Source organism: Pelomonas parva (assembly GCF_043555835.1).
GTDB lineage: Bacteria > Pseudomonadota > Gammaproteobacteria > Burkholderiales > Burkholderiaceae_C > Pelomonas > Pelomonas parva.
Window position 1 is genome coordinate 86,684 of record NZ_JBIGHV010000001.1, and the last position, 22,774, is coordinate 109,457.

Below are 22,774 nucleotides of genomic sequence, written 5' to 3' on the forward strand. Positions count from 1 at the left end.
TGACCGGCGGCCGGTCTGGTGGATGATGCGGCCCGATGCCCACGCCGCCCGCCTCCCTGCGCCGCCGCCCGCTGCTCGCCCTGCCCCTGCTGCTGGCCGGCCGGCCGTTGCAGGCCCAGCCCGGCGAGCCCGTGCGCCTGCCGCGCCACATCAGCATGCCCGACCCGCAGCTGCACTACGTGCGCCGCATCGTCGAGCTGGCGCTGAGCCGCGCCGGCAGCAGGCTGGAAGTGCGCCCCGTCGACCTGGACATGACCCAGGGCCGCACCCTCATCGAACTGGCCTCCGGCCGCAGCCCCATCGACCTGATGTGGACCATGACAGACCGCCAGCGCGAGTCCTCCGGCCTGCTGCCCGTGCGCATCCCCATCGACCGCGGCCTGCTGGGCTGGCGGCTGCTGCTGGTGCGCCGCAGCGAGCTGACGCAATGGGCGCGGGTGGGCAGCCTCAAGGACCTGGCCAGCCGCCTCGCTGGACAGGGCCATGACTGGCCCGACACCACCATCCTGCGCGCCAACGGCCTGCAGGTGGGCACCAGCAGCGTCTATGACGCCCTCTTCCGCATGCTCGCGGCCGGCCGCATCGACTACTTCCCGAGGTCCGTCCTCGAGATCGACGCCGAGATGGCTGGCGGCCGCCACCCCGAGCTGGCCATCGCGCCCGACCTCATGCTGCATTACCCCGCTGCGGCCTATCTCTTCGTCAGCCCGAGCCGGCCCGAGCTGGCCGCCGAGTTGAGGACCGGGCTGGAGGCGGCGGTGGCCGACGGCAGCTTCCAGCGCCTGCACCGCGAGCAGTACGGCGCGCTGATCAAGGCTCACCCCGTATCACCCGAGCGCGTGCTCAAGCTGAGCAACCCGCTGCTGCCACCCGAGACGCCCACGCGGCGGCGCGAACTGTGGTTGCAGCCGGGCGAGACCATCTGACGCAGCGGGCAAAACTCATTGACCAACCCATTTATGGGGCTGGCATGATCGCTCGTCATGACTTCTTCACCGGCCGACCTGCCCAGGCGCGCCCTGCTGCTCGGGGCGCTCGCTGCGCCGCTGGCGCAAGCGGAGTCGGTGCGTGTGTGGCTGCCCCGGCACATGAGCACCGCCGACCCGCAGCTGCCCTATGTGCGCCGCCTCGTGCTGCTGGCGCTTGAGCGGGCGGGGGTCAACGCTGATGTGCAGCTGATGAACCTGGAGATGTACCAGGGCCGCAGCCTGCTGGAGCTGGCGCGCGGCAGCAGCCCCATCGACCTGATGTGGACGATGACCGACCACGAACGGGAGTCGTCGGGCCTGCTGCCGGTGCGCATCCCCATCGACCGCGGCCTGATGGGCTGGCGTGTGCTGCTGGTGCGCAGGCGCGAGCTGCCGCGCTGGGCCCGGCTGGGCGGCCTGGAGGAGCTGCGGCAACGCGTCGCCGGCCAGGGCCACGACTGGCCCGACACCGCCATCCTGCGCGCCAACGGCCTGCAGGTCAGCACCAGCAGCGGCTACGCAGCGCTGTTCCGCATGCTGGCCTCGGCCCGCTTCGACTACTTTCCGCGCGCGGTGCTCGAGGTGGACGCCGAGCTGGCCGGCGACCGCCATCCTGACCTGGCGGTGGTGCCCAACCTGATGCTGCACTACCCGGCGGCGGCCTATCTGTTCGTATCGCCGCGCCGGCCCGAGCTGGCCGATCTGCTGCGTGTCGGGCTGGAGAAGGCCGTGGCCGAAGGCTCGCTGCAGCAGCTGCACCAGGCCCACTTCGGCGCAGTGATACGGGCCCACCCGGTCAGCCGCGAGCGCGTGATCCGGCTGCAGAACCCGCTGCTGCCACCGCAGACGCCGCTGCAACGCCGCGAGCTGTGGCTGCAACCCGGCGAGCCTGCCTAGTCAGCCCATCCGCAGCACGCGCTCCGCCTCTTCCAGCCGCGCGTCCTCGATCTCGCGCAGCACGCTGGACAAGTCCACCGCGCCCGGCTTGCGCTCGTAGCGGCCGGTCAGCGGCAGGCCCGGCAGCAACTGGCCGGCGGCGTAGATCGCCCAGATCTCCGGGCCGTACTGCGTGCCCAGCAGGGCCGGCGCGTACTGGCCGAAGAAGTTGCGCAGGTTGTTGACGTCGCGGATCAGCATGCGCGGCGCGTGGTTGTTGCCGGCGGCGTCCACGGCCTGCGGCAGGTCGATGATGACCGGCCCGTCGGCCGCCAGCAGCACGTTGAACTCCGACAGGTCGCCGTGGATGACGCCCACGCACAGCATGCGCACCACTTCGTCGAGCAGCGTGGCGTGGTGCTGCAGCGCCTCGGCCGCCGTGAAGCTCAGGTCGTTCAGGCGCGGCGCCGCGTCGCCGTGCGCGTCGGCCACCAGCTCCATCAGCAGCACGCCGTCGTGGAAGTTGCTCGGGCGCGGCACGCGCACGCCAGCTGCAGCCAGGCGGTAGAGCGCGTCGACCTCGGCGCTCTGCCACGCGGCCTCCTGCTGCTGGCGGCCGTAGGCCGTGCGCTTGGCCATGGCGCGTCCCTGCCGGCTGTTGCGCACCTTGCGGTTCTCGGTGTAGTCCACCGCCTGGCGGAACCCGCGCTTGTTGGCCTCCTTGTAGACCTTGGCGGCGCAGGTGTCGTCGCCGCAGCGCACGACGTAGACATCGGCTTCCTTGCCGCTCTTGAGCTGCCTCACGACGCTGTCGATCAGGCCTTCATCCATCAGTGCCTGCAGGCGCGGGGGTGCTTTCATGCGTGGATTCTCGGGCCTGGGCGGGCAGCGCCGGATGGCGCGCCTGGCGACGCCCGGTCAGCGCAAGGCAGCCGCACCCGCCCGCTTCGTTAAATAGCTGCGACTTCCCCGCCTCAGTCAAGCCGCAAAACACCGGACAACGCTGCCAACGGCGGCAACATGTCGCTTTGCCACACTTTTCGCTCGCTTGCCTTGCGCTGCGTCATTGCACGTGTCCTTCCTCGCCCAGTACTTCCTGTTCCGTGACGGCAACCCGACGGCGCTGCTGCTGGCCCAGTACCAGCCCTGGCTGGTCGTGCTGTCGCTGGTCGTCGCCTCGCTGACCTCGGCGCTGGCCCTGCAACTGGCGGGCATGGCACGCAACGTCGGTGCCGGCCGCCTGCGGCAGCTCACCTTGCTGAGCGGGTCGCTGGCGATGGGCGGCGGCATCTGGGCCATGCATTTCATCGGCATGCTGGCCTTCAGCCTGTGTACCAGCGTCGGCTTCGACGCCGGCATCACGCTGGCCTCCATGCTGCCGGCCGTGCTGGCCTCCTGGGTGGCGCTGAACCTGCTGTCGCGCGGCACGCTGGGCCGGCTGGACTGGGTGCTGGGCGGCGTGCTGGTGGGCGCCGGCATCGGCGCGATGCACTACACGGGCATGTCCGCCATGGAGCTGACCGCCCAGCTGCGCTACGACCCGCTGTGGTTCGGCGCGTCCATCGTCGTCGCCGTGCTGCTGGCCATGCTGGCGCTGTGGGTGCGCTTCGGGCTGGAGCATCGCGTGTCCCCGCTGACGGCCGTGCTGCTGGGCGGCCTGGTCATGGGTTGCGCGATCGCCGGCATGCACTACACGGCCATGGGCGCCGCGCGCTTCGTCGGCGCGCCGGACGCGGTCTGCGTCGACACCATGGACCGCAACGACTACCTGGCGCTGGCCATCACCGTCGTCACGCTGACGATCAGCCTGCTGACCGCCGGCGCCAACGGCTTGCTGCGCTACCGGGCGTTGAACCGCCAGCTGGGCCTGGCACAGGAGCGCACGCAGGCGCTGCTGGACACGGCCGTCGACGGCATCGTCACGGTCGACAACGACGGCCTGATCCGCTCGTTCAACGGCGCGGCCGAACGACTGTTCGGCTGGCGGGCCGATGAGGCGCTGGGCCAGTCCGTGAGCCTGCTGCTGCCGGACCCGGGCGCCGAAGGCCGCGAGGCCCAGATCAATCGTTACCTCAGCATCGGTCGCCGCGGCAGCGCCGCAGAGGCAGCCGGCGCCATCGGCGACCGCGAGGTCATGGCCCGCCATCGGGACGGCGACCTGATCCCCATCCGCCTGGCCGTCGGCCGCGTGGAGCAGCACGGCGACCGCCACTACATCGCCTTCATCACCGACATCGCCGACCGCAAGCAGATGGAGCAGGCGCTGCGCGACAGCGAGGAGCAATACCGCAGCCTGATCGCCAACAGCCCCGGCGTGACCTTCCGCAGCCGGATCGACGAGCACTGGACCATGCTGCTCATCAGTGACGCGATCGAGACGCTGTCGGGCTGGCCTGCCGCCGACTTCCTGGCTGGCCGTGTCCACACCGGCGACCTGGTCCATGCCGACGACCGCGAGCGCATCAACGCGACCGTTCACGCCGCCCTGGTCGCCGACCAGTCCTACGTGGTCGAGTACCGCCTGCTGCGCCGCGACGGCGGCGAGCGCTGGGTCTCCGAGACCGGCCGCGGCATGCGCGACGCCAACGGCCAGCCACGCTGGATCGACGGCGCCATCATCGACATCAGCGAAGCCAAGCGCCTGCAGCAGGAGCTGACCCAGGCCAAGGAAAGCGCCGAGGCGGCGGTGGCGGCCAAGGGCGCCTTCCTGGCCAACATGAGCCACGAGATCCGCACGCCGATGAACGCCATCCTGGGCTTCACCGAGCTGTTGCTGGACACCACGCTCGGTGAACTGCAGCGCAAGCACCTGACCACCGTGCGCGGCTCGGCGCGCTCGCTGCTGGGCTTGCTCAACGACATCCTCGACACGGCCAAGCTCGAAAAGGGCGCGGTCGAGCTGGAGCAGCTCGACTTCTCGCTGCACGCCGTCTGCGAGCAGACCTTCAACTCGCTGCGCCTGGGCGCGCAGCGCAAGGGACTTGCCCTGCAGCTTGACTATCCCGACGCCGAGCCACGCTTCTTCAAGGGCGACCCGCTGCGCATCCAGCAGGTGCTGGTCAACATGGTCGGCAACGCGATCAAGTTCACCGAGCAAGGCGTCGTGACGCTGGCCATGCGGGTGGAGCAGGGACAGGTTCACCTGCGCGTCATCGACACCGGCATCGGCATCGCGGCGGACCGGCTGGACCGCATCTTCGACGCCTTCGCGCAGGCGGATGCATCGACGACGCGCCGCTTCGGCGGCACGGGCCTGGGCACGACGATCTCGCGCCAGCTGGTGGAGCGCATGGGCGGCCGCATCACCGTCGAGAGCACCGAGGGCGTCGGCAGCTGCTTCCACATCTGGCTGCCGCTGCCTGCGGGCGAGGCGGTCGCGAACGCCGAGGACGGTGCGCAGATGGTGCTGCCGCCGCTGCGCGTGCTGGTGGCCGACGACGTGGCGCAGAACGGAGAGCTGCTGCAGCTGATGCTGGGCCGCGAGGGCCACACGGTGCGCCTGGCCAGCAATGGGCTGGAGGCCTTGCAGGCCTTCAGCGAGCAGGACTTCGACGTCGTGCTGATGGACGTGCATATGCCCGAGCTGGACGGCCTGGGCGCCACCCGCCGCATCCGCCAGTTCGAGCTGAGCCACAGCCGGCCGCGCACGCCGGTGGTCGCGCTGACCGCGAGTGTGCTGGAGGAAGACCGCCAGGCCGCGCTGGCCGCCGGCATGGACGGCTTTGCGACCAAGCCCATCGAGGCGGCCCTGCTGCGCGCCGAGATCGCCCGCGTGCTGGGGCTGGCGACCAGCGTCGCCGCGCCGGCGCGCACGGCCGATGGCGAGGATGCAGGCGCCGCGCTGGATTGCGCACACGGCGTGCGCCTGTGGGGCAATGCCAGCGCCTGGCGGCGTGCGCTGCGCCGCTTCGCGCAGGAACAGTCCCAGGGCGGGCCGCGCCTGATGGCCTTGCTGCGCAGCAGCGAATGGCTGGAGGCTCGCGGCCTGGTGCACCGCTGGCGCGGCGTGGCCGGCAGCCTGGCGATGCCGCTGCTGCTGCAGGCGAGCAAGCCGGTCGAAGACCTGCTCCGCCAGGACCGGCATGAGGAAGCCCTGGTGGCCGGCGAAGCGCTGGCGGCCGCGCTGACCGACGTGCTTGACGCAATTGCCGAGCTGTCCCAGGCGGCCAACACTGCGCCGGCGCCCCTGATGGACGAGCCGGCAAAGCAATCGGGCGAAGCCGTGCCACCGGCCCTGCTGGCACGCATGGACAAGGCGCTGCGGCGCGGCGAGCTGGATGACGAGGCGCTGGCCGAGCTGGTCCGCCACCAGGGCGCCACGCGCTGCGCCGCGCTGACCGAAGCCCTCGACCAGTTTGATTTCGAAGCCGCGCTGAAGGCGCTGCAGGCCTTGAAATGACCAAAAGCGACAAGCGACCCAAGCTGCTGCTCGTCGATGACGAGCCGGCCAACCTGCAGGTGCTGCGCCAGGTGCTGCAGGACGACTACCGCCTGCTCTACGCCCGCGACGGCCACAAGGCCCTGGAGCTGGCGCGCGCGGAGGCGCCGCAGCTGATCCTACTGGACGTGATGATGCCCGGCCTGTCGGGGCTGGACGTCTGCCGCACGCTGAAGGCCCAGCAGGCCACGGCCGCCATTCCCGTGATCTTCGTCACCGCGCTGTCCGACGCGCAGGACGAGGCGCAGGGCTTCGAGGCCGGCGCGGTCGATTACATCGGCAAGCCCATCAGCCCGGCGACCGTGCGGGCGCGCGTGCGCACCCACCTGCAGCTGGTGCGCGCCGAAACGCTGCTGGAGACCCGGCTGCAGATCGTCATGTGCCTGGGCCGGGCGGCCGAGTACAAGGACAACGAGACCGGCTGGCATGTGCTGCGCATGAGCCACTACTCGCGCATCCTGGCGCTGGCCGCCGGCTACGACGAGGCCGACGCCGAGGACTTGATGCACGCCGCACCCATGCACGACGTCGGCAAGATCGGCATCCCCGACGCGGTGCTGCAAAAGCCCGGTGCGCTCGACGAGCGCGAATGGGAAATCATGCGCCGCCACCCGCTGATCGGCGCCGAGATCCTCGGTGCGCACCAGAGCGGCCTGCTGTCCATCGCCAGCCGCATCGCGCAGGGCCACCACGAGAAATGGGACGGCAGCGGCTACCCCCACGGCCTGGCCGGCGAGGACATCCCGCTGGAGGCCCGCATCGTCGCCATCGCCGATGTGTTCGACGCGCTGACCAGCGTTCGTCCCTACAAGGCCGCCTGGACCGTCGAGCAGGCCGCCAGCCACCTGCGCGCCCAGGCCGGCAAGCATTTCGACCCACAGCTGGTGGTGCTGTTCCTGGCCAACCTGCCGGCCATCATCGAGGTGCGCGAGCGCTTTCTCGAGGCGGGCTGAGGCGCAGCGCGCCTGCGCCAACACAGGCTCTCAGCCGCTCATGGGCGGGCAGGCTCGGGCATCACGAATTCGATCTGCAGGCTGGGCCCCGGCGGCGGGGCCAGGCCCAGCCGCGTCAGCGCCGCCGCTTGGTTGGCAGGCAGCGGCACGGGCAGGCTCACGTCCAGCCCCAGGCGACCCAGGCGCTCGAAAGGCTGGGCGTCGAAGCCGGCGGCGCGCAGCTCCAGCAGCATCTGCTGACGCCGTGATTGAGCGTCAGCCGCTTCGATGCGCTGCACCGGCGCGCCGCGCAGCGTGATGCCGTCGGCGTCGTCCGGGCCTGGGCTTTGCGGCAGGAACACCAGCACGAGGCCGCAGGCGGCCACGCCGGCCGCCAGCGCGTGGCGCCAGCGCGGCGCGGGCCGGCGGGGTGCAGCGTCGTTGGCCGCATCATTTGCGGCAGAAGCCAGCAGGCCGGCGTCGCGCGCGCGGGTCAGCAGGCGGGCGGCGCGCTGGTCGGCATCGGCGGGCGCGCCGAGCGGCGCGGTCACGCGGTAGCTCAGCATGGCCGCGCGCAGCCAGGCCGCTTCCTTGCGCGTGCGCGCATCGGCGTCGGGCGCGGCGCGGCCGGCCATCAGGTCCAGCCAGTGCTGGTCGTCCTCGTCGCTTGCCTGAGTCATGGCGTCACCCCGGCCGGGCTGACGAGGGCATACCAGGCCGCAAAGTAGGGCCGCGCCTTCTTGCGGCATTGCGAGATGAACTCGCGCGTGGCGCCGGGGCTGCGCTCCAGCAAGGCCTCGATGGCGGCGTTGTCCAGCCCGTCTTCCACCACCCAGCGCAGCACCGTCGCATGCTCGGGGTGGGCGGCGGCGAACTGCTCGAAGCAGCGGCGGAACACGGCCTCGATCTGGTGCTCCGCCAGCGCGCCCTCGGGGGTGGCGACGCCGCTGGCCGACAGGCCCAGCACGGCGGCCTCGGCGTCGCGCGTCAGCTGGCCGTCGTCGTCATGCAGCGGCTGTTCGCGCGGCGCCTGGGCCTGGCGCTGGCGCAGCGCATCCAGCAAGGTGTTGCGCACGATCTGGTGTATCCACGCGAGCGGCTCGCCCGGGCCGCGAAAGGTGGCGCAGCGCTGCCAGACCTTGACCATGGCGTCCTGCACCACGTCCTCCGCCGCCTGCCAGCTGCGCAGCGCGGCGGCGGCCTCGCGGTAGAAGCGCGCGCCGTGCTCGCGGTCGACGATGCGCAGCCAGGTCTCGATGCGGCGCCCGCCTTCGCGGCAGGCCAGGGTGAAGGAGTTTGCGTCGAGGTCCATGCCAAGGCCTAGGGCCTGTTAACACTACGGGAGTAGGTCGCGAAGGCCCTCCGCCAGGGGCCAATCAAGGCGCAGCGCGCCGCTCGCATTGATATGCGAGCCAGCGGTGCAACGCCGAGTGGCCCCTGGCGGAGGACCTTCCCTTCGGGTTGTGACCAGAAAGCCAGCGCGCGGCGTTGCAAATGCTCGCCGGGTGGTCAACCCGGCTCCGCTTTGCGCCTTGCTCGCGGGCTTTCTGGTCACAACGCAGCCTGCTCCCGTAGTGTTAACAGGCCCTAATTGAGCATCGGCGGGAGCCGGGCCGCGTGATGGTAGCCGGCACCCTTGACGGTTCAGGCCGGTTGACGGCGACGGCGCGCCGCGCCCAGCACGGTCAGACCGCCGAGCGCCGCCAGCGCCCACGTGTCGGGCTCGGGCACGCTGCTGACGGTCAGCTCGGTCAACGGCGCGTAGGGCAGGCCGGTGAATGAGACCTGCACATACGTGAAACGCACGTTCGCATCCACCCAGGCCTGAGCGGCGGCGAAGTCCTCGGCGGTGGTGAAGTCCTGTGCGCGGACTTCGGTCGTCACCAGTCCGAGGAAGGAGAGGTCGACCGCCGAATAGTTGAAGCTGGCCAGCGACAAGCTGCCTGGCAGGTCACGGCTCGACAGTGCCTGGCCGCTGCTGTCGTCCAGCCGCACTTGCAGCTGGGTCAGATGCAGATCGCTGTAGCTGACATGCACCGGCAGCGAAGACAGGCCGGTGGTGAAGCGGTGGTTGAGTTCAAGCCGGGTGGTTTGCGGTTGGGCGCCGGCGATGTCGAGCAGGCCGCTGTCGAAGCTGTTCGGCCAGGTGTTCCAGGTCACGGCCAGGATGTCGCCGTAGCTGCCGTCGTTCACCACCGAGACGCCTGCGGCCGGGTTGGCGACGGTCAGTGGCTGGCCGCCTTGCTGGAGGCCCAGGCTCAGATGACCGGTGTAGCTGGAGGCCCAGGGGGCGTGCTGGCCGGTGGCTGCGGTGTCCCAGCCAAAGCTGCCGCGCAGCACCGCATTGGTGGCCCGCAGCGCGGCCAGCTCGACGGTGGGAAGGGCGCCGACCATGGACGAGGACCAGCCGCTTTGCAAGTCGTCGTACGCGAGGCCGATCACCATCGGCGAGTTGAGTGAGGCCGCGAAGCTGAATTCAACCGGCGTGGCCTGGGCGGCGCCTTGCATCAGCGCCAAGCCGACGGCGAGCGCGACACCGGCCTGCTTGGATCGAGCGGGAGTGGATGTGGTTGTGTGCATGATGGTCATGGGAGTTGAAGAGTCAGGCTTGGGTGCGGCAGGGCTGGCGCCATTTGCGGCCAGCGACCAGCGCCAGGCCCAGTGCCCACAGCGCGTAGGTCGCCGGCTCGGGCACGGCCGTCACGCGCAGCAGCACGCTGTCGGCCGTGTACTCGACCGAGAACTGGTCGCCGGACAGGCCGTGCCAGCTGATGCTGTCGAAGGTGGAGCCCGACAGCCTCTGGCCGAAGCTCGCGATGGTGTAGGTGTCGCCCAGTTGCAGCGTCAGGCCCGGCGTGGCCCAGAGGGACAGCTCGCCGTTCAGCAGCGCGTCGCTGGTCACCACGATCTCGTCGGAAAAGCCGCCGCTGGCCAGGTCGATGCGCAGCACGGAACTGTCGGCCAGCGTCAGGTCGCCGTCTATGGTCAGCGTGCCGATCGTTCCCAGTTGGCCGGGGGCGATGGTGCCCTTGCTGGTGAACGCCGAACTGGCGTTGAACGTCTGCACCGTACCGTCGCCGGTGAGCAGGCCGTCGCTGACGAGCTGGCTGTTGTAGGCCAGCAGCCGCGCGCCGGCGGCCAGGTCCACGCGGCCGGTGTTGCTGAAACTGGCATCCACGCCGAAGGTCCCCTGCTCGACCTGCAGCAGGCCGGCGTTCACGAAGCCGGCCGCATAGGTTTCGCCCAGGCCGGTGCGCAGGTAGCTGCCGTGATTGGTGAACAGGCGCGAACCGATCAGGGTCTTGGACCCCGAGGCCGAGGCGGCACCTTCGTCGGTGAAGCTGGCACCGGCGCCAATGTTGAGGTGGGCATCCGGGCCCGCGCTGCCGCCGGTGGCCACCGCCAGGCGGCCGTTGCCCGCCGTCCAGCGGGTGCTGCCGGAGAGGTTGAGCGTGTGGTTGTAGTCCACATCCTGCGTGCTGCCGCCATCGATCGTGGCGGGGCCGGTGACGTTCAGCGTGCCACCACCCTGCGTGCCGTTGCTGCCATTGGCGCCACCCAGCTTGCCGTAGTTGAAGGTGAAGGCGCCGGTGGTGAGCGTACCGGGGCCGGTGATGAGGAAGCCGTTCATCACCAGCGAGTCGACCGCATGCGCGCCCTCGATGTTCAGCATGCCGGCATCCACTTGCCAGGCGCCGCCGATCTGCGCGCCGCTGGCCACCTTCACGGTGCCGCCGACCTGCCGCACCAGGCCGCTGTTGCTGAGCGTGCTGCCCTGCATCAGCGTGATGTTGGCCAGCCCCAGCGTGCTGCCGCTGGCGACCTGGATGAGGCCGCTGGAACTGCTGGCGGCATTGCCGTTGCCGGCTTCGAAGATGAAGTTGCCGCTGGCGATGTCCAGCGTGCCGGTGACATTGACGTTGCGGGCGTAGGTGTCGCCCAGGCCCGTGCGCAGGTAAGTGCCGTGGACGTTGGTGCCGCTGATGATCTTGTAGCCGCTGCCGCTGGCCGCACCCAGGTCGGAGAAGGTGGTGCCCGCGCCGATGTTCATGACCGAGGCCGCGAAGCCCTGGCTGCCGGCGCTGTAGGCGGGCTCCACCGAGAGGCGGCCGTTGCCCTGCGACCAGGTGGCGTTGCCGCCCAGGTTGATGGTGCTGCTGTAGCTGACGGTCTGCACGAAGGCGCCGTCGAACACGGCCGCGCCGGAGACGTTCATGACGCCGCCGGCCCCCTGCGCCAAGATGTTGCCAAACGAGCCCGAACTGAAGGCCAGCGAACCGACGCTCAGCGTGGACGTGGTCGCCAGGTTGCCATTGATGAACAGCTGCGCCGCGCTGCGCGGGTCGCGGGCCAGCACGGCACCGGTGCCCGTGCCCTGGATGGTGGCGCTGTCGCCGCTGCCGGGCACGCCCAGCAGCGTCCAGCGGCCGGCGTCGTCCCAGAAGCCGCTGCCGCCCTGCCAGATGTAGTCCACCGCCCAGGCGGGCGCCTGCAGCAGGCCCAGCGCCAGCGCGACGCCGGCGAGCTTGAAGCGGGGGGCGGTGGCGGGTTTCTTGGTCTTCATGGTTTTTTTCCGTTTCCAGAGATGACAGCGATTCAGTTGCACGCGCAGGCAGCGGGCAGCGGCTGCGGCGGACTGTGCCCAGCCCCCTGGCCGGCGTCGTTGCCCGTTTGGGCAAGACCTGGCCCCGGCGGGCACGCCGCCCCCGCAAGCAAGGGGTGGGGCAACATGGCCACGCTGCGCAGGATCAGCGACACCAGCCGCGACTGCCGGCGCGCACCGCTCTTCAGCAGCACGCGCTTGATGTGTGAATGCACGGTGTTGGGCTGCACGCCCAGCGTGCGCGCCAGCTCGGCGCTGTCCATGCCCTGGGCCAGGCCCGCCGCGACGACGGCCTCGGTGGGCGTGAAGCCGAACAGGCTCTGCAGCAGGCGGGGGTCGGGCAGTTCGAGCTCAGGGTCGCGCAGGCAGACCCGAACCCAGTCCAGACCGTCGGTGGGCAGCGGCTCGGCCAGCAGGGTCAGCGCCGGCCGCCCGGGTCGCGCCAGGGCCAGGGCCGAGCGCTCGCCGCGCGCGGCGGCGGCCAGGCAGCGGCCCAGGGCCAGCGGGTCGCCCGGCGCATGCAGGCGCTGCCGGCGCAGGCACAGCACGGGCTCGTTGGCAGCCAGCAGGCGCAGGGCGGCCGGGTTGATCTGGGCTGCGGCCAACTGGCCGTCCAGCAGGATGCATGGCCAGGCGGGCGCGAACGATTCGGTCACTGGAGTCCTCCCCTGCGAGGCGATCCAGCGGGGCTCCGGAGGAGCACGCTGTCAGCCTTGCATGCAGGGGAGACGAAACCGGCGCCGGTTTGTCAGGGCGGCCGAATCGGCGCCGCTGAGTCGTGGCTACTGCCGGGTCAGGCGTGCCGACAGCGGCGGCAACCCACTCGGCCCGCCGACCAGGCGCTGGTCGTGCCGATAGTCCTGGTGGGCCTCGACGCGCCAGTCGCGACCGAACCTGGCCGCCAACGCCCGGGCCACCTCGTCGAAGCGCCAGGCCTCGTCGGCGTTGCTGTCCAGGTGGTGCACGCCGGGCAGCGGCCGCTCGATGAGGCGCAGCAGCGCGGCGGCCGTGTCGGCCATGAAGGAGCAGGCGGGCGTCCAGGCGCTGCTGGCCTTCACGCAGCCGTCGCGCCGCTGCCACTCGTCCAGCGTCAGCAGCATGTTGTTGCCGGGCCGGCTCTCGTCGATCTGCCAGCCGATGCGGGCGATGACGGGCCGCTCGCTGGCCAGCAGCACGGCGTCCTCGCACTCGGCCTTGTAGCGGCCGTAGTCGTTGCTGGAATTGCGCGCGTCGGCCACGTCGTGCGGGCCGTCGGGCTCGTTCTCGAACACCATGACGGTGCTCGTGAACAGGAAGTTGGGGCAACGCGACGCCAGCCAGCCGGCAAAGCGCGCCGAGGCCATGCCGAGGTGGGCGATGGCGTCCACGGATTGCGCCGAAAGCCAGGCGGCCGACAAGGCTTCGTTCTCGATGTCCACCGCCTTGCGGTCCCAGCCAATGACCTCATGCCCCGCCGCGCGCGCGGCTTCGGCCAGGCGCGGGGCCAGCGTGCCGTTCAGGCCGGTGATGAGGATTCTCATGACAGCCACCAGCCCCAAGGCTGGAGCTTGTGGCCTTGCCAGGTCTGCTCGGCCGCAGACAGGTTGACGGCCACGCGCACGACATCGTTGCCCAGCCGGCGTTCGAAGGCGACGACATCGGCCGGCGCCTCCAGCAGCCGGACCGACCCGCCGTACTGCCCCGCCGCCAGCGCCGTGCGGCGGTGCTTGAGGGCCGTGAGCTGCTGGTAGAAGCCGGTCAGCTCATAGCCCTTCCAGGCAATGGGGTCCTTCTCGAAGAAGGCCAGCCGCTTGTCCAGCCGCGCCTCCTGGCCGTTGTAGATCAGCGGCATGCCGGGCAGCGTGAAGGTCAGCACGGCCAGCGCCTGGTGGGCGTCGCCATAGAGCTCGGCATCGGTGCCGTGCCAGGAGTTGAAGTCGTGGTTGCTCGTGAAGCGCATGCGGTAGGCGTGCGCCGGGTAGCCACTCGTCCGGCCCAGTTGCTTGGCCAGCCAGGCCTTGAGCAGCGGCGCACCGGCCTCGCCCTTGCCGATCTTCTTGAACACCTGGTCGGCCAAGTCCCAGGAGTAGGTCATGTCGAAGGCGCCGCTGGTGTGCAGGTCCACCGCGTCAGACTCGGCCAGCATGAACATCGGCTTGACGGCGTCCAGCGCCTTGCGTGTGCGCACCCAGAAATCGGTCGGCACCAGGCTGGCCACGTCGCAGCGGAAGCCGTCCAGGCCGACCTCGCGGACCCAGAAGGTCATCGCGTCGATCATGGCCGCGCGCAGGCCCTCGCTCTTGTAGTCCAGCCCGATGACGTCGTCCCAGCGCTCCTCGCTGGGCTGGCCCTCGTGGAAGGTGACGGGGTAGACCTCACCCTGGGCATTGAGCTTGAACCAGTCCTTGTGCGCGGTCGCCCAAGGGTGGTCCCAGGCGGTGTGGTTGGCCACCCAGTCCAGCATGACCTTGAGCCCGAGTCTGTGCGCCTCGGCGACCAGGGCCTTGGCATCGGCCAGCGTGCCGAACTCGGGGTTCACGGCCGTGTAGTCGCTGATCGAGTAGTAGCTGCCCAGCGTGCCCTTGCGGTTGAGCTTGCCGATGGGCTGCACGGGCATCAGCCATAGCAGGTCGACGCCCAGGTCCTTCAGGCGCGGCAGGTCGGCCTGCACGGCCTGGAGCGTGCCGGTCTGCGAGTACTGGCGCACGTTGACCTGGTAGATGACGGCCTGGCGGGTCCAGGGCAGATGGGACATGACAGGGGCGGCGGCAGTGGCGCTCATGTTGGACAAGGCAAGGGATGAGGCGGCGGTGAGGACGGTGCGGCGGGTGGGCATGTCGGTCTTTCAGCCAGCACAGTGGCGGGCGATGTAGTCGGCATGGTCGGGCATTTGCACGACGCTCGCAGCCACGGAACGGTGCACGGCTTCGAGGTAGGCATGCACGCTGTCCTCCGGCTGCAGGGCGGCCAGCGGATGAAAGCTGTCGGGCAGCAGGTTCTGCCCGGCCATGACCTGCAGCCAGGCGGTCTCGGTGAACAGCTCGCTGTTGAAGCGCGTCACGCGGCCGTGCGCCTTGTAGAGCGCCATCTTCTGCCGCAGCGTGTCGGGCACAGCCATGTGGGCGCAGTCGCGCCAGAAAGCCGAGTCGTCCCGCTGGTTGACGTGGTAATGCAGCACGATGAAGTCGCGGATGCGCTCCCAGTGGAAGCGGCTCTGCGCGTTGAACTCGTCCACGTCGGCGGCACTGAAGCCCCGGTCCGGGAAGAAGTCGATCAGCAACTGGATGGTCTGCTGCACGAGGTGGATGCTGGTGGACTCCAGCGGCTCCAGGAAGCCGCCCGCCAGGCCGATGGCGACGACGTTGCGGTGCCAGGTCTTGCGGCGCATGCCGGCCGTGAAGCGCAGCGGGCGCGGGTCGGCCAGCGGAGGGCCGTCGAGGTTGGCCAGCAGCGTGGCCGTGGCCTCGTCGTCGCTGACGTGGCGGCTGCAATAGACATGGCCGTTGCCGATGCGGTGCTGCAACGGGATGCGCCATTGCCAGCCGGCGCGGTGAGCGGTGGCGCGGGTATAGGGCGTGAGCGGCGTTGTGGACTCGCAGGGCACAGCAAGCGCGCGGTCGCAGGGCAGCCAGTGGCTCCAGTCGTCGAAGCCGGTCTTCAGCGTCTCTTCGATCAGCAGCGCGCGAAAGCCGGAGCAGTCGATGAACAACTCGCCGCCGATGCGCTCGCCGCTGGCCAGCGCGACGGCATCGACATCGCCCGACTCGCCGCGCGTCGCATGCGTGATGCGCCCCTCGGTGCGCCGCACGCCGCGCGCCTCGGCCAGCTTGCGCAGAAAGCGCGCGTAGCGGCCGGCGTCGAAGTGGTAGGCGTAGGCGATGTCGGCCAGCGGCGAGTTGGCCGGCTCGGGCCGCGCCGGCATGAAGCGGTTGGCGCGCGCCGCCTGCTGCGTGATGGCGTAGTCGCCCAGCGGTCGCGCCCCGCCAGCCAGGCGCATGCGGTGCCAGTACTGCTCGAAGCCGACGGTCCACAAGTCCTGCCCGACGCGGCCGAAGCCGTGCATGTAGCGGTCGCCCACGCGGCCCCAGTTGACGAACTCGATGGCCAGCTTGAACGTGCCGCCGGTCTCGCGCAGGAAGTCGTGCTCATCGATGCCGACGATGCGGTTGAAGCGCTGGATCAGCGGGATGGTGGCCTCACCCACACCCACGGTGCCGATCTCGTCGGACTCCACCAGGCGGATGCGGTAGCGGTCGCCCACGACGGTGGCCAGGCCCAGCGCTGCCATCCAGCCGGCGGTGCCGCCGCCGACGATGACGATGTCGTGGATCAGCGCGGCGGCCATGCTCACATGCGCTTCGCCGCGCAGTGCTGCGCGATGTACGCGGCGTGGTCGGGCATGAAGTCGACGCACTTGGCGATGACCTGGCGCACGCCTTCCAGGTATTCATGCGTGGCCTGCTCATCCTGCAGTTCGGCCAGCGGATGGTGGCGCTGCGGCACCAGGTTCTGGCCCTCCATGACCTGAATCCACCCCACCTCCGCGAACAGCTCGTTGTCGCGGCGCACGACACGGCCGTGGCTGCGATAGAGGTCCAGCTTCTCCTGCAGCGAATCCGGCACGGACATGTGGGCGCAGTCCCGCCAGAACGTCGAGTCGTCGCGCTGGTTCAGGTGGTAGTGCAGGATGACGAAGTCGCGGATGCGTTCGTAGTGGAAGCGGCTGTGGCGGTTGAACTCGGCGATGTCCGTCGCGCTGAAGCCCCGGTCCGGGAAAAAGTCGATCAGCTGCTGGACGGCCGACTGGATCAGGTGGATGGAGGTGGACTCCAGCGGCTCCAGGAAGCCGCTGGACAGACCGACGGCGACGACGTTCTCCTTCCACGCCAGCTTGCGCATGCCGGTCTTGAAGCGGATCGGCCGCGGGTCGGCCAGCGGCTTGCCGTCGAGATTGGCCAGCAGTGTGGCGGCCGCCTCGTCATCGCTGATGTGGGCGCTGCTGTAGACATGGCCGTTGCCGATGCGGTGTTGCAGCGGGATGCGCCATTGCCAGCCGGCGCGGTGGGCAGTGGAGCGGGTGTAGGGCGTCAGCGGTGCCACCGATTCACAGGGCACGGCCAGCGCGCGGTCGCAGGGCAGCCAGTGCGTCCAGTCCTCGAAGCCGGTCTGCAGCGTCTGCTCGATCAACAGGCCGCGAAAGCCCGAGCAGTCGATGAACAGATCGCCCGCGATGCGCTCGCCGCTTTCCAGCACGATGGCGTCCACATGACCGGGATTAGCGCCCTCACCTCGCCGCGTGGCGTGGGTGATCTTGCCCTCGGTGCGCAGCACGCCGCGCGCCTCACTCAGCTTGCGCAGGTAGCGCGCATAGAGGCTGGCGTCAAAGTGGTAGGCGTAGGCGATCTCAGACAGCGGCGAGTTGCCAAGGTCGGTGCGCGGCGGCATGAACTTGTTGGCCAGCGACGCCATGCGCGCGATGCTGTACTGCTCCAGCGGCTGCGCGCGACCGAGCTTGCGCATGCGCTGCCAGTACTGCTCGAACTGCACGGTCCACAAGTCCTGCCCCAGCTTGCCGAAGCCGTGCATGTAGCGGTCGCCGACACGCCCCCAGTTCACGAACTCGATGCCCAGCTTGAAGCTGCCATTGGTCTCGCGCATGAACTCGTTTTCGTCGATGCCAACGACGCGGTTGAAGCGCTGGATCATGGGGATGGTGGCCTCGCCCACGCCGACCGTGCCGATCTCGTCGGACTCGACGACCCGGATGCGGTAGCGGCCACGCAAGACGGTGGACAAGGCGGCGGCGGCCATCCAGCCGGCGGTGCCGCCGCCGACGATGACGATGTCCTGGATCAGGGGAGTGCTCATGGATGTCTCGCGGCGGCGCTCTGGCGCCGGCAGGGGAAAAAGCCGTTCACGGTGAGGCGGCCGGTGGCGGCATCGTCGCTGAGGAGGTCGGACCGGTCGATGGCCGCCGAGTGATAGCCACCGCCGTCGTAAATGATCATGCGATTCCACGCCGCCGGCACGGTCGCCACGCAACGGAAGTAGGCCGATTCTTCGGCCGGATAGCCCGGCGCGATGCCATGCCGTGCAGAGAAGTCTGCGGGCGGCAGCGCCTGGGCGTCGCGGAACAGCTCGGCAATCTCCTGCGCCGGCCGCCGGGGCACGAAGAAGCGCGTGCCGCCCAGCTCGGGGTTGCGGAACAGGTAGAGCACCGAGGCCGCAAACATCGCTTCCGGCGCGCCCTCGTCGATGCGGTCGCGGTGGCACAGCCACTGCAAGGGCTGCAACTGGTCAACGGGCGTGGTCGCCAGGGAAAGTCGCACATAGGCCGCGTGGCAGCGCCGCAGCCCGAGCGGCCCGCGCGCGTGCTGCCAGAACAGGTCACGCAGGCGCAGGTCGAACTCGGCCGACAAGCCCATCACGCCGCCCGGGTAGAGATTGCCCTCGGGCGCTTCGAAGCGCCGGCCAGCCGCAAAGCTCACCAGTGTCTCGGGCTCCAGCAGTACGTCGTCCAGCACCACGCAGCGCAGGCCGGGTGCGAGTTCGAGCACATGCACGCGCGGCTGAGGGTTGAACAGGCGAATCATCGAGGCCTCAAGAAAAAGCCCCTGCCGGATCACTCCGGCAAGGGCTGACACGCTAGCAGCTGATCGGCAGATCAGAACTTGTAGTTCACGCCGAACAGGTAGGTCTTGCCGTAGCGGGTGTACTGGCGGGTCTGCGTGAGGTCGTTGTTGTAGTACTCGACATAGGGCTCGTTGCCCACGTTGTTGATCTGGAACACGACCGACAAGCCCTTGGCCGCGCCGCCCTGGAACTCGTAGCCCAGCTGCAGGTCGGTGACCTGCTCCTTCTTCGCGTACTCGAAGGCACGGTCGGCGCCGAAGCCGGTCACTTCAGCCACATAGTTGTCGCGGATGCGGGTGCTGACGCGGGCGGAGAAACCGCTCTTCTCGTAGTACGCCGTCAGGTTGTAGGTGTTGGGCGACAGACCCGGCAGCGGGCGCGCGTCGGCGGGGCCAAACGGTGCGATCTTGCTTTCCACGTAGGCGTAGCTGGCCTGGACACCGAAGCCGTCCAGCACGTTGGCCACCATGCTCAGCGGCAGCGACACGGCCAGCTCCACGCCCGACAGCGAACCGCCCTGACCGTTGGACTGGGTCGTGAACTCGCCGATGTCCGAGGTCGGCGTGACACTGCCCGGAGGCGTCAGCGTGCCGAAGCGATCCTTGAAGTTGATGTTAAGGCGCTGGCTGTAGATGTAGGTCTTCAAGTCCTTGTAGTAGCCAGCAACGGACACGTAGCCCTTGCTGCCGAAGTAGTACTCGTAGGACAGGTCGACTGCATCCGCCTTCCAGGGCTTCAGTTCCGGGTTGCCGCCGTTGCCCGTCCAGATGGCGCGGCCGTTGTCCACGCTGTATTCCTGCGTGGCGCGCATGTCGTCCATGCGCGGGCGGGTGATCTGGCGCGCCAGGCCGAAGCGCACGTTCTGGTTGCTGGCCACCTGCCAGGTCAGGTTCAGGCTGGGCAGCCAGTCGGTGTAGTTGATGCCGCGCGTGACGGGTGCCGTGTCCAGCGCCGCGTTCAGGATGGTGAAGGCGGTCGACTTCTGCTTGGCGTTCACGCCCTGCAGCCCCAGGTTGCCGCGCAGCGGCATACCCAGCAACTCGGTGTCGATGTCGGCCTTGGCAAAGATGGTGGTGATGTCTTCCTTGACGATCCAGTTCTTGTTGATGATGTCGCGGTTGCGGTCGTGCACGCGCAGGTTGTAGAACTGCGCCGCCGCCGCGTGAGCGTCGTAGGAGATGAAGTTGCCCAGGCCCACGAAGCCCAGGCTGTTCGGCGCAGACAGCATGCCGGCCGGGATGGTCGTCGGCGTGGTTTTCAAGTCCATGAACCACTCGTTGATGTTGCGCGACTTCTGGCGCTGCGTGAAGTTCAGGCCGAACTCGCCGCCGGTGAAGAAGCCAAAGTCCTGACTGACACGGGCCGCCACGCGGACAGACTTGATCTCGTCTTCGACCTTGGGCTTCTTGAGGTAGCCGGCCTGGCCCCAACCGCCCGAGTCGACGAGCTTGATGATGGCCGGATCGGCGTAGTTCAAACCAGCGGTCAGCGTGGGCAGGCCACCACCGGCGGGGAAGTTCACCTTGAAGGTATCCAGCGCGCCGGTGCTGCCCGGCACCGTGCCGGCGTACAGCTCCATGATGGATTCTTCGCGGTCGGCCTTGGACCAGCTCAGGTCGCCCGTCAGCGTCAGCGCGGGGCTGACCACCAGCTTGCTGTTCCAGCCCACCGCGCTGATGGTGTCTTCGCGGTCGTTCAAGTCGTGGCGCAGGATGGGCTTGACGCCGAGCCAGTCACCCTGCGTCAGCACGCCGCCGGTCTGGACGTTGCCGGTCCTGGTGCCGCCTTCAACGACCGGGTTGTTCAGGCCCTGAGCACCCCAGGCCAGACCGGCTTCGAAGCCGCGCTGGATGGCACTGCGCTCGTAGGTCGAGTGGTAGACGTCCACCACGGTCTCGAAGTCCTTGGACGGCTTCCACTGCAGCACGCCCATCAGGCCGCTGCGTTCCTGCGAGGCTGACTCGTTGCGAATTTGCACGCCGCCCGGCACGCGCACGTTGTTGTACGTGACACCGTTGATGACCGTCGGGTTCGCCGGGTCGGTGCCGATGCTCGGATAGCCCCAGTTGCGGAAGTAGTTGTTCTGATTGGGCGAATCCAGGCGGGCATAGCCCAGGGCCACGCCGACGGTCCGGTCGGCGAACTGGTCGATGTAAGAGAAGCTGAAGCGGTTGCCCTTGTCACCGGCGCCGCCGGGGTTCAGGCGACCCAGCGAATTCTTCTCGCCGCGCAGGTTGATGGCCATCGTGCGGCCGGAGAAGTTCAGCGGGCGCACCGTCTGCAGGTCGATGGTGCCGGACAGGCCCTGGCCGACCAGCGCGCCGTCGGGCGTCTTGTAGATCGTCACGCCGCTGAGCAACTCGGACGGGTATTGGTCGAACTCGGCGGAGCGGTTGTCGCCGGTGCTGACCTGCTCGCGGCCGTTCAGCAGCGTCGTGGCGAACTGACCCGCGAGGCCGCGGATCTGCACTTCCTGAGCGCGGCCGTTGACGCGCTGGGCGGTCAGGCCGGGCAGGCGGGCGATGGACTCGGCGATGGACGAGTCGGGCAGCTTGCCGATGTCTTCGGCCGAGATGGCCTCGACGATGGAGTCGCTGTTGCGCTTGACCGAGATGGCGGCCTCGATGCCTTTGCGGATGCCGGTGACGGTCACCGTTTCCAGTTGCTGGGGCGCGGCAGCTTCCTGCGCGGTCGCGGCGGTGCCGACGATCAGCAGCGCGCAGCCGATGGCCACGGGGCTGATGCGGAAGGACACGGCGGCAGCCGAACCGTGCTTGTTCTTGCTCAGGGTCATGAATGTCTCCTCTGGTTCATTGGAAAGCGGCTTGGCCCGCAGCGCACCGGGGCGGCGGCGCACAACATTTGGGCGAGAACCCAACGTCTCGGGCTAGTTTGTATCAAAACTAGATTTTTAACCGCACCTGCGTAAACCCTAGCGTTGCGAAGAAACGACCTGATTTCTACGCGATACCACGGGTTAACCAGCATGGAAGAGGTCAATTGACGGCATCACTGCTACGGACAAACCCAAACATCGCACCTGTTTGTAGCGCAACTACATGTTCAACTTGCCGCACTCGACAAGCACAGAAGCAGCCGATGCGCACACCATCGGTGCGGGCCAGGCAGGGCTGCGCCAACCGACCAGCCGAAGGCTGGAGGCCGGACGGACGTGGGGAACGGAGAGCGCCACGCCGCACAGGGGCGTGGCCGCAGCAAGAAGCTCAGGCCGGCGGGAGGGCCCCGCCGCGACGCATCACGCGTCGGCCTGCTCCAGCGCCAGCGCGGCACCCGAGAGGGCGGCCAGCGTGTCGGTGATGAGGGCGGTGGGGATGCCGTCCACAAAGGTGTGCAGCCGCCCCTTGGCCTCGAAGCGGGCGCGGAACTGCGACTGGAAAAAGTAGTCACCCAGGCGCGGCACGATGCCGCCGCCGATGAACACGCCACCCCGGGAGCCCAGCGTCAGCGCCACGTTGCCGGCAAAGCTGCCCAGCAGGCCGCAGAACAGCTCCAGCGTGCGCACGCAGGCCGGCGACTCGCCCGCCAGGCCGCGCGCCACGATCTGGTCGGCCGGCAGCGCGGCCACGTCTTCACCTTGCCCCAGCGCCGCCGCGACTGAGCGGCACAGCACAGGCAGGCCGATGCCCGACAGGAAGCGCTCGGCCGACACATGCGGGAACTCGCGACGGGCTGCGGCGAGAACGGCGCTTTCGAAGTCGTCGCCCGGCGCCAGCGTGGCGTGGCCGCCCTCGCCCGGCAGCGTCAGCCACAGGCCCGGCGCACGGATGACGCCGCCCACGCCCAGCCCGGTGCCCGGGCCGATGACGGCCAGCACGGTGCCCACCGGCACATCGCCGGTGGCAGCGGGCGCCTCGCCCCAGGCGCGCAACTGATGCGGCCGCAGCCGTGGCAGCGACAACGCCTGCGCCTCGAAGTCGTTCATGCACAGGAAGACCTTCAAGCCCAGCTCCGCCTGGGTGCCCGCCCGAGAGAAGTCCCAGGCGCCGTTGGTCAGCGCGATGCGGTCGCCCTGCACCGGCGTGGCCAGCGCGAAGGCGGCACTCTGCGGGCGGGCCGCACCGGGCGCCTGACCGTCCAGGTAGGCGCGCACGGCCGCCGCCGGGCCGGCATGGGCGGCCACCGGCAGCACCCGCACGTCCTCCACCTCGGCGCCCGGCCCGGAGACGGTGCCAAAGCGCGCATTGGTGCCGCCAACGTCGGCCACCAGCCAGGGAAAGGGGGCGCTCATGCCCGCGCTCCGGCAGTCATTGCGAGGGAAGTCATGGTGAAGAGTGGGGCTTTGGCAGGCACGAGCATGAAGGGTGAAATTTCGGCGCGGCGGACG

Annotated in this window: 17 protein-coding genes; 4 read left to right on the plus strand and 13 right to left on the minus strand. The window is 69.4% G+C overall.

Going from position 1 to position 22,774, the window contains the following annotated elements:
• The first annotated feature begins 35 nt into the window (after positions 1 to 35).
• The gene (locus ACG00Y_RS00360) at positions 36 to 926 is read left to right on the plus strand and encodes a hypothetical protein (RefSeq protein ID WP_394475272.1); all 891 of its coding nucleotides are present in this window, start codon (positions 36 to 38) and stop codon (positions 924 to 926) included.
• Between the two features lie 57 nt (positions 927 to 983).
• Positions 984 to 1,865: a hypothetical protein gene (locus ACG00Y_RS00365; protein ID WP_394475273.1), complete on the plus strand. Its 882-nt coding sequence runs from the start codon at positions 984 to 986 to the stop codon at positions 1,863 to 1,865.
• Here ACG00Y_RS00365 and ACG00Y_RS00370 read toward each other — a convergent pair whose 3' ends face one another.
• Positions 1,866 to 2,705, minus strand: a complete 840-nt coding sequence (locus tag ACG00Y_RS00370) for a PA4780 family RIO1-like protein kinase (protein WP_394475275.1) — start codon at positions 2,703 to 2,705, stop codon at positions 1,866 to 1,868.
• A gap of 211 nt (positions 2,706 to 2,916) precedes the next feature.
• Between ACG00Y_RS00370 and ACG00Y_RS00375 the strand changes: the two genes are divergently transcribed.
• Positions 2,917 to 6,243, plus strand: coding sequence for an MHYT domain-containing protein (locus ACG00Y_RS00375; protein ID WP_394475276.1), 3,327 nt, complete (start codon positions 2,917 to 2,919; stop codon positions 6,241 to 6,243).
• Positions 6,240 to 7,235: an HD-GYP domain-containing protein gene (locus tag ACG00Y_RS00380; RefSeq protein ID WP_394475277.1), complete on the plus strand. Its 996-nt coding sequence runs from the start codon at positions 6,240 to 6,242 to the stop codon at positions 7,233 to 7,235. The genes ACG00Y_RS00375 and ACG00Y_RS00380 overlap by 4 nt, the downstream gene beginning before the upstream one ends.
• 38 nt (positions 7,236 to 7,273) lie before the next feature.
• Here the strand turns inward: ACG00Y_RS00380 and ACG00Y_RS00385 are convergent, their stop codons facing one another.
• From ACG00Y_RS00385 to glk, 12 genes are all read right to left on the minus strand, one after another.
• Positions 7,274 to 7,894 carry a hypothetical protein gene (locus tag ACG00Y_RS00385; RefSeq protein WP_394475278.1) on the minus strand — a complete coding sequence of 207 codons (621 nt, stop codon included), beginning with the start codon at positions 7,892 to 7,894 and terminating at the stop codon, positions 7,274 to 7,276.
• On the minus strand, positions 7,891 to 8,526 hold the full coding sequence (locus ACG00Y_RS00390) for an RNA polymerase sigma factor (RefSeq protein WP_394475279.1): 636 nt from the start codon (positions 8,524 to 8,526) through the stop codon (positions 7,891 to 7,893). The genes ACG00Y_RS00385 and ACG00Y_RS00390 overlap by 4 nt, the downstream gene beginning before the upstream one ends.
• 332 nt (positions 8,527 to 8,858) lie before the next feature.
• On the minus strand, positions 8,859 to 9,794 hold the full coding sequence (locus ACG00Y_RS00395) for a PEP-CTERM sorting domain-containing protein (RefSeq protein WP_394475280.1): 936 nt from the start codon (positions 9,792 to 9,794) through the stop codon (positions 8,859 to 8,861).
• A 22-nt stretch (positions 9,795 to 9,816) separates the two neighbouring features.
• Complete coding sequence (locus ACG00Y_RS00400) at positions 9,817 to 11,778, minus strand: PEP-CTERM sorting domain-containing protein (protein WP_394475281.1); 1,962 nt, start codon at positions 11,776 to 11,778, stop codon at positions 9,817 to 9,819.
• Positions 11,779 to 11,810: 32 nt separating this feature from the next.
• Entirely contained in the window at positions 11,811 to 12,473 is a 663-nt protein-coding gene (locus tag ACG00Y_RS00405; RefSeq protein WP_394475282.1) for a helix-turn-helix transcriptional regulator, read from the minus strand.
• A gap of 126 nt (positions 12,474 to 12,599) precedes the next feature.
• Positions 12,600 to 13,337: a sugar nucleotide-binding protein gene (locus tag ACG00Y_RS00410; protein ID WP_394475283.1), complete on the minus strand. Its 738-nt coding sequence runs from the start codon at positions 13,335 to 13,337 to the stop codon at positions 12,600 to 12,602.
• Entirely contained in the window at positions 13,334 to 14,632 is a 1,299-nt protein-coding gene (locus ACG00Y_RS00415) for an alpha-amylase family glycosyl hydrolase (RefSeq protein ID WP_394475284.1), read from the minus strand. Before ACG00Y_RS00415 ends, ACG00Y_RS00410 begins: the two co-directional genes overlap by 4 nt.
• A 9-nt stretch (positions 14,633 to 14,641) precedes the next feature.
• On the minus strand, positions 14,642 to 16,141 hold the full coding sequence (locus tag ACG00Y_RS00420; RefSeq protein ID WP_394475285.1) for a tryptophan halogenase family protein: 1,500 nt from the start codon (positions 16,139 to 16,141) through the stop codon (positions 14,642 to 14,644).
• 2 nt (positions 16,142 to 16,143) lie between these two features.
• Positions 16,144 to 17,664, minus strand: coding sequence for a tryptophan halogenase family protein (locus ACG00Y_RS00425; RefSeq protein WP_394475286.1), 1,521 nt, complete (start codon positions 17,662 to 17,664; stop codon positions 16,144 to 16,146).
• Complete coding sequence (locus ACG00Y_RS00430) at positions 17,661 to 18,389, minus strand: DUF6445 family protein (protein WP_394475287.1); 729 nt, start codon at positions 18,387 to 18,389, stop codon at positions 17,661 to 17,663. The genes ACG00Y_RS00425 and ACG00Y_RS00430 overlap by 4 nt, the downstream gene beginning before the upstream one ends.
• Positions 18,390 to 18,460: 71 nt before the next feature.
• The gene (locus ACG00Y_RS00435; protein ID WP_394475288.1) at positions 18,461 to 21,223 is read right to left on the minus strand and encodes a TonB-dependent receptor; all 2,763 of its coding nucleotides are present in this window, start codon (positions 21,221 to 21,223) and stop codon (positions 18,461 to 18,463) included.
• A gap of 462 nt (positions 21,224 to 21,685) precedes the next feature.
• Positions 21,686 to 22,678, minus strand: coding sequence for a glucokinase (gene glk, locus ACG00Y_RS00440; RefSeq protein WP_394475289.1), 993 nt, complete (start codon positions 22,676 to 22,678; stop codon positions 21,686 to 21,688).
• Positions 22,679 to 22,774 lie beyond the last annotated feature (96 nt).